The organism is Rhizobium sp. FG113, from assembly GCF_057809895.1.
Genome location: NZ_JBMDKV010000029.1, coordinates 41,739 through 49,106, shown reverse-complemented (window position 1 = coordinate 49,106; position 7,368 = coordinate 41,739). Strand labels below are relative to the sequence as shown.

The 7,368-nt window shown below is 63.8% G+C and carries 5 protein-coding genes; 3 read left to right on the top strand and 2 right to left on the bottom strand.

The window, feature by feature from the left end:
• Positions 1 to 50: 50 nt before the first annotated feature.
• Together ACODTZ_RS33635 and glpK are read right to left on the bottom strand one after the other, a co-directional pair.
• Complete coding sequence (locus ACODTZ_RS33635) at positions 51 to 458, bottom strand: OsmC family protein (RefSeq protein ID WP_111562943.1); 408 nt, start codon at positions 456 to 458, stop codon at positions 51 to 53.
• Positions 459 to 540: 82 nt separating this feature from the next.
• The gene (gene glpK, locus ACODTZ_RS33630; RefSeq protein WP_413396621.1) at positions 541 to 2,034 is read right to left on the bottom strand and encodes a glycerol kinase GlpK; all 1,494 of its coding nucleotides are present in this window, start codon (positions 2,032 to 2,034) and stop codon (positions 541 to 543) included.
• Positions 2,035 to 2,427: 393 nt separating this feature from the next.
• Between glpK and ACODTZ_RS33625 the strand changes: the two genes are divergently transcribed.
• The 3 genes from ACODTZ_RS33625 to xdhB all read left to right on the top strand — a co-directional run bounded on the left by ACODTZ_RS33625 (position 2,428) and on the right by xdhB (position 7,300).
• Positions 2,428 to 3,204 carry a 3-hydroxybutyrate dehydrogenase gene (locus ACODTZ_RS33625; protein WP_413396619.1) on the top strand — a complete coding sequence of 259 codons (777 nt, stop codon included), beginning with the start codon at positions 2,428 to 2,430 and terminating at the stop codon, positions 3,202 to 3,204.
• Between the two features lie 33 nt (positions 3,205 to 3,237).
• The gene (gene xdhA / locus ACODTZ_RS33620) at positions 3,238 to 4,704 is read left to right on the top strand and encodes a xanthine dehydrogenase small subunit (RefSeq protein ID WP_489031378.1); all 1,467 of its coding nucleotides are present in this window, start codon (positions 3,238 to 3,240) and stop codon (positions 4,702 to 4,704) included.
• Between the two features lie 256 nt (positions 4,705 to 4,960).
• Positions 4,961 to 7,300 (top strand): xanthine dehydrogenase molybdopterin binding subunit, encoded by a 2,340-nt coding sequence (xdhB, locus tag ACODTZ_RS33615; RefSeq protein WP_489031376.1) that lies wholly within the window; start codon positions 4,961 to 4,963, stop codon positions 7,298 to 7,300.
• Positions 7,301 to 7,368: the final 68 nt, after the last annotated feature.

Below are 7,368 nucleotides of genomic sequence, written 5' to 3'. Positions count from 1 at the left end.
TCCGACTCCGTTTGAGCCAACAGAATGCTTCAATCTAACCAGGAAAGGCTCTAGCGCACCGCCTCGATCGAGACGGCAACGCCGCGCTGAAGTGAATTGCTGACCATGCAGCTAGCCCTTGCCTTCTCGATCACCGCGTCGGCGCTGGAGCCGTCGGCCATCTCGCAGGCGACCTGCATATGCGCGGCGGTCGTCACCAGCGGGCTGCCATCGAGCTCCACGGTGACAGACACCGCGATGCTGCCGAGCTCGCACCCCATCTCTTCGGCAACATAGCGCAGGTCGTTGCAGAAGCAGCCGCCGAGCGCCAGCGCCAGCAACTGCGCGCCGTTGAAGCCGAGCCCCTGCCCGCCCGCCTTGCCCTGCGGCCTGTCGACGACGATGGTATGGCCACCGGCCCATCCCATCGCCGCCTGGGTTCCCGCGACATTGCGCAGCTCGACCGTCATCGACACCATGCCCGCTCCTCCACATGTCAAGATTGGCAGGCATTGTAGAACGATCGGCGAAGGCGTCAAAGACACCGCCAGCGCGTCCGCGTCACCCCTCGCTCAACGTCCGCTTCACTGCACTCCGCCAGCCCTTGAGCTTGGCCGCACGCGTCTTCTCGTCCATATCGGGCTCGAAGCGGTTGTTGCGCTTCCAGTTCTTGGCGAAAGCCGCCTTGTCGGGCCACACACCCGCTCGGCTGCCGGCGAGCCAGGCAGCACCCAGCGCCGTGGTCTCGAGGATCACGGGGCGGTCGACGGGCGCGTCGAGAATGTCGGCCAGCCGCTGCATCGTCCAGTCGGAGGCCACCATGCCGCCGTCGACGCGCAGCACCGTCTCGTCGACGCCGCCCTTCCAGTCCTTATGCATGGCGTCGAGCAGGTCGCGCGACTGGTAGCAGACGGCCTCGAGCGCCGCGCGCGCAAATTCCTTCGGCCCACTGTTGCGCGTCAGGCCGAAGATCGCGCCGCGGGCGTTCGCATCCCAGTGCGGCGCGCCGAGCCCGGTGAAGGCGGGCACCAGATAGACCTCCTGCGAGGGATCGGCGGCATCGGCCAGTTCGCCGGTCTTCGAGGCACTGTCGATGATCCCGAGCCCGTCGCGCAGCCACTGCACGGCGGCGCCTGCGATGAAGATCGAACCTTCAAGCGCATAGGTCGTCTCGCCGTCCAGCCGGTAGGCGATAGTCGTTAGGAGCCGGTTCTTCGAGCGCACCATGTCGGCGCCGGTGTTGAGCACGGCAAAGCAGCCGGTGCCGTAGGTGGATTTCATCATGCCCGGCTCGAAACAGGCCTGACCGATCGTCGCCGCATGCTGGTCGCCGGCAACGCCTAAAATCGGGATCGCGGCGCCGAAGATGTGAGGCTCGGTAACGCCGAAATCGGCCGCGCAATCGTTCACCTCAGGCAGCATGGCCGAGGGAACGCGCAGGATCTCCAGCAGGTCCTTGTCCCATTCGTTGCTGGCGATGTTGTACATCAGCGTCCGCGACGCATTGGTGGCGTCGGTGACGAAGCTCTTGCCGCCGGTGAGCCGCCAGATCAGAAACGTGTCGATCGTGCCGAAGCAGAGCTCGCCCTTGGCGGCCCGCGCCCTCGCCCCCTTCACGTTGGCGAGCATCCAGGAAAGCTTGGTGCCGGAGAAATAGGGGTCGAGCAGCAGCCCGGTCTTCTTCGTGAAGGTCTTTTCCAGATCCTGCTTCTTCAGCTTGTCGCAATAGCTCGCGGTGCGGCGGTCCTGCCAGACGATGGCGTTATGAATAGGCTTGCCGCTCTCGCGCTCCCAGACGACGACGGTCTCGCGCTGGTTGGTGATCCCGAGTGCTGCGATATCCTTGGCGCTGATCTTCGCCTCGCGGATCGCCATCTTGATGGTCGAAACGACGGAATCCCAGATCTCCTCCGGATCATGCTCGACCCAGCCGGATTGCGGATAGATCTGCTTGAATTCCTTCTGGCCCGCGCCGGCGATCTTCATCTCGCCATCGAACACGATCGCCCGCGTCGACGTCGTCCCCTGATCGATCGCCAGTACATACCCCGCCATTGTCATCCTCCCATGAACTGCTTCGGATTGAATGAATAATGCAGGCAAACGAATGTGAAAAGAAATTAAAGTGAAATTTATTGGGCGGTCGGCTTTGGGTGTTGCGAGCTTCAGCATGCCATCACCGTTGCAGTCCGGGCGGCGTGCTTAGATCCTCGGGACGAGCCCGAGGATGACGTTGCGGGCGGGAATTCGCTTAGTGTTCAATCGGTTACAAAAATCTCGGCGTCATCCTCGGCCTCGTGCCGAGGATCTAAGCACGTCCCATCCGCACTACGGGAATGGCTCTCCCGACACCGATGCCTCCCCACAACACCGTCCCCCAATTGCCAGCCCAACCGATTCCGGACTACGCTCCACACAACCGCGTCGAAGGACAAATCGGAGAACCTCATGGCCAGAACAGTCGTCGTCACCGGATCCACCAGCGGCATCGGCCTGGCGATCGCCACCGCATTCGCCGGCAAGGGTGACAACATCGTCCTCAACGGCTTCGGAAAGCCCGAGGAAATCAAGGGCATAACCGAACGGCTTGAATCACTCTCGAAAGCCGGCGTCATCCATCACCCAGCCGACATGACCAAGCCGGACGAGATCGCCGACCTCATCGCCACCGCCGCCAAGACCTTCGGCGGCGTCGACGTGCTCGTCAACAATGCCGGCATCCAGCATGTCGAGAAGATCGAGGATTTCCCGATCGACAAGTGGGATCAGATCATCGCGATCAACCTCTCCAGCGCGTTTCACACGATGCGCGCGGCGATCCCGCTGATGAAGGAGAAGAAGCACGGGCGCATCATCAATATCGCCTCCGCCCACGCCCTCGTCGCTTCCCCGTTCAAATCCGCCTACGTCGCGGCAAAGCATGGTATACTCGGCCTGACGAAGACGGCCGCACTCGAGCTTGCCGAAACGGGCGTGACCGTCAACGCCATTTGCCCGGGATACGTGCTAACCCCGCTGGTGGAAAAGCAGATCCCGGATACCGCCAAGGCGCGCGGAATGACTGAGGAACAGGTCAAGACCGAGGTGATCTTGAAGGCGCAGCCGACGCATGAATTCGTCAAGGCGGAGGAGATTGGCGCGTTGGCGCTTTACCTCGCCAGCGACGAGGCCCGCCAGGTGACAGGCACCCACATCTCGATTGACGGGGGCTGGACGGCGGCATAACCATCTAAAATAAAGAGAAAAATCGGGAACGACATGAACGACAGCATCCGCTTTATCCTGAATGGGGAAGACGTCACGCTGAGAGACGTCAAGCCTACCGAGACGCTGCTCGATTTCCTGCGGCTGAAGCGCCGGCTGACGGGCACGAAGGAGGGATGCGCCGAGGGCGACTGCGGCGCCTGTACCGTTCTGGTCGGCCGGCTGATCGACGGCAAGTTGCACTATGAATCCGTCAATGCCTGCATCCGCTTCATCGGCTCGCTGAACGCCACCCATGTCGTCACTGTCGAGCATCTGGCCGCGAAAGACGGCACGCTGCATCCGGTGCAGCAGGCGATGGTCGACTGTCACGGCTCGCAATGCGGCTTCTGCACCCCAGGGTTCGTGATGTCGATGTACGGATTGTGGCTCTCAAACAGCAATCCCGACCGTGCCGAGATCGAAAAGGCGCTGCAGGGCAATCTCTGTCGCTGCACCGGCTACGAGCCGATCGTCAAGGCCGCCGAGCAGGTGGCGAGGACGCGCCCGAGCGCGCTGTTCGACCCGCTGGAGCGCACGCGCTCCGACATCGTCGCAAGACTGTGGGCGATGCAGGGATCGGGCACCATCTCGATCACCTCGGGCGAGGACCGCCTGCTGGTGCCGGGCTCGCTGGAGGCGCTGGCGCGCATTCTGGCCGACGAGCCGAAGGCGACCATCGTCGCCGGCTCGACCGATGTCGGGCTTTGGGTGACCAAGCAGATGCGGGCGCTGAACCCTGTCGTCTTCATCAACCATCTCCAGGAATTGCAAACGATTACGTCGGGCGAAGGCGGCATCACCATCGGCGCCGGCGTGACCTATACCCGCGCTTTGGAGACGATCGCCAGCAAGGTGCCGACGCTCGGCCGGCTGATCACCCGCATCGGCGGCGAGCAGGTGCGCAACATGGGGACGATCGGCGGCAACATCGCCAACGGCTCGCCGATCGGCGACAGCCCACCGCCGCTGATCGCGCTCGGCGCCACCGTCAAGCTGCGCTCGACCGAGGGCACGCGCATGCTGCGGCTGGAGGATTATTTCATCGACTACGGCAAGCAGGACCGCCGCCCCGGCGAGTTCGTCGAAAGCCTCTTCGTGCCCTACCCGGCCGAAGACACGCATTTTGCCGTCTACAAGATCACCAAGCGCCGAGACGAAGACATCACCGCCGTGCTCGGCGCCTTCTATCTGACGCTGGACGAGCAGGGCGACGTCAACGACGTGAGAATAGCCTTCGGCGGCATGGCCGGCACGCCCAAGCGCGCCCGCGCCGTCGAAAACGAACTCATCGGCCGTCCGTGGAATGAGGAGACGATCGAGGCGGTGAGAGACGCCTTCGACAGCGACTTCCAGCCGCTTTCGGATTGGCGCGCCACGTCGGCGTATCGGCAGCTGACGGCGAAGAATTTGCTGACGCGGTTTTATCTGGAGACGACGGGTGCGCCGGCTGAACTGCGGCGGTTCGAGGAGGTGGCGTGATGGGGTATGATTTGTACCATTGTGCCGTGCAGCCCCCTCATCCGACCCTACGGGCCACCTTCTCCCCTATGGGGCGAAGGGAAGATGGAGCGAGCGGCCCACCCCGAGTCTCTTCTCCCCAACGGGGGTCCGAAGGACGGGTCGAGACCAGTGGCTCGACCCCGGTCGGTGGCCCGAAGGGTCGGATGAGGGGGCCACGCGGCACGCCCTCAATAATCACCCACACCCAAACCCCCACCACAGGAGGCAACCCCTGATGGACAAGTCTGCCTTCCCCGACCCCACCTTCATCATCTCAGGCCCGATGCACGCCTCGCGCCGCCATGACAGCGCCCACAAACACGTCACCGGCACGGCCGACTACATCGACGACCTTCCGGAACCATCCGGCCTGCTCCACGGCGCTCTCGGCCTGTCGGACCGGGCGCATGCCGAGATCGTCAGCATGGACCTCTCCGAGGTTGCAGCGACGCCTGGCGTCGTCTGGGTCTTCACCGGCAAGGACGTGCCAGGGATTAACGACGTCAGCTCCAACGGCAGCCACGACGAGCCGCTGCTCGCCGAAACAAAAGTCGAGTTCCACCAGCAGCCGATCTTTGCCGTGATCGCCGAGACCCGCGACATCGCGCGCCGCGCCGCCCGCAAGGCGAAGATCGAGTATCGCGACCTCGCCCACTGGAGCGACATCGACGGCGCGCTTGAAAACGGCGGCGCGCTGGTCACCAGCCCGATGACGCTGAGCCGCGGCGAAGCAAAAGCCGAGATGGCAAACGCCGCCCGCCGGCTGAAGGGCCAGATGCGGATCGGCGGCCAGGAGCATTTCTATCTCGAAGGCCAGATCGCCATGGCCATTCCCGGCGAGGACGACGAGGTCGCCGTCTGGTCCTCGACGCAGCATCCGAGCGAGATCCAGCACATCGTCGGCCATGTGCTGAACATCCCCTCCAACGCCGTGACGGTGAACGTGCGCCGCATGGGCGGCGGCTTCGGCGGCAAGGAAACGCAGGGCAACCAGTTCGCGGCACTCGCCGCCATCGCCGCCAAGAAGCTGAAACGATCAATCAAGTTCCGGCCCGACCGCGACGAGGACATGGCGGCCACCGGCAAGCGCCACGACTTCATGGTCGATTACGAACTCGGCTTCGACGAGGAAGGCCGCATCCACGCGGTCGACGCCACCTATGCCGCCCGCTGCGGCTTCTCGTCTGACCTGTCGGGCCCCGTCACCGACCGCGCGCTGTTTCATGCCGACTCGAGCTATTTCTACCCGCATGTGCACCTGACCTCGAAGCCGCTCAAAACCCATACGGTCTCCAACACCGCCTTTCGCGGCTTCGGCGGACCGCAGGGCATGCTTGGCGCCGAGCGTTTCATCGAGGAAATCGCCTATGCCGTCGGCAAGGACCCGCTGGATATCAGAAAACTGAATTTCTACGGCCAGCCCGGCTCCGGCCGCACGCTCACGCCCTATCACCAGGAGGTCGAGGACAGCATTCTGGAGCGGATCGTCGGCGAACTCGAGGAGAGCGCCGACTACCAGGCGCGGCGCCGAGAGATCATCGAATTCAACCGCGACAGCCGCTATATCAAGAAGGGCATCGCGCTGACGCCGGTGAAGTTCGGCATATCCTTCACGCTCACCGCCTTCAACCAGGCCGGCGCCCTCGTCCATGTCTACCAGGACGGCTCGATCCACCTGAACCATGGCGGCACCGAGATGGGCCAGGGCCTCTACACCAAGGTGGCGCAGGTTCTGGCCGACAGCTTCCAGATCGACATCGAGCATGTGAAGATCACTGCGACGACCACGGGCAAGGTGCCCAACACCTCCGCCACGGCCGCCTCCTCCGGCACCGATCTCAACGGCATGGCCGCCTATGATGCCGCCCGCCAGATCAAGGAACGCCTCGTCGCCTTCGCCGCCGAGAAATGGGACGTCCCGGTCTCCGAGATCGCCTTCCTGCCCAACCGGGTGCGCGTCGGCAACCAGGAAATCCCCTTCCCCGACTTTATAAGGCAGGCCTATTTCGCCCGCGTCCAGCTATCGGCCGCCGGCTTCTACAAGACCCCGAAAATCCACTGGGACCGCGCCGCCGGAAAGGGCACGCCCTTCTATTACTACTCCTACGGCGCCTCCTGCACCGAGGTCTCGATCGACACGCTGACCGGCGAATATCTGATCGACCGCACCGATATCCTCCACGATGTCGGCCGCTCGCTGAACCCAGCCATCGACATCGGCCAGGTCGAGGGCGCCTTCGTGCAGGGCATGGGCTGGCTGACGACGGAAGAGCTCTGGTGGGACGCCAAGGGACGCCTGCGCACCCACGCCCCCTCCACCTACAAGATCCCACTCGCCTCAGATCGGCCGAAGATCTTCAACGTCAAGCTCGCCGAATGGTCCGAAAACGCCGAACAGACCATCGGCCGCTCCAAGGCCGTCGGCGAACCACCGTTCATGCTGGCGATCTCCGTGCTGGAAGCGCTGTCGATGGCGGTTGCGAGCGTGGCGGACTACAAGGTTTGCCCGAGACTGGACGCGCCGGCGACGCCGGAGCGGGTGTTGATGGCGGTCGAGCGGATGAAGGCGGTATGACTGGGAATGTGGGGTTTGGTGGGTTTGCTGGGCTCCCAGGATTTGCTGGCCTTGCGGGCGTGGCGTAC

Excerpts from the sequence above, each read along its gene's own strand:
- xdhA (WP_489031378.1), top strand. The coding sequence starts at position 3,238 with ATGAACGACAGCATCCGCTTTATCCTGAATGGGGAAGACGTCACGCTG.
- ACODTZ_RS33625 (WP_413396619.1), top strand. The coding sequence starts at position 2,428 with ATGGCCAGAACAGTCGTCGTCACCGGATCCACCAGCGGCATCGGCCTG.
- xdhB (WP_489031376.1), top strand. The coding sequence starts at position 4,961 with ATGGACAAGTCTGCCTTCCCCGACCCCACCTTCATCATCTCAGGCCCG.
- ACODTZ_RS33635 (WP_111562943.1), bottom strand. The coding sequence starts at position 458 with ATGGTGTCGATGACGGTCGAGCTGCGCAATGTCGCGGGAACCCAGGCG.
- glpK (WP_413396621.1), bottom strand. The coding sequence starts at position 2,034 with ATGGCGGGGTATGTACTGGCGATCGATCAGGGGACGACGTCGACGCGG.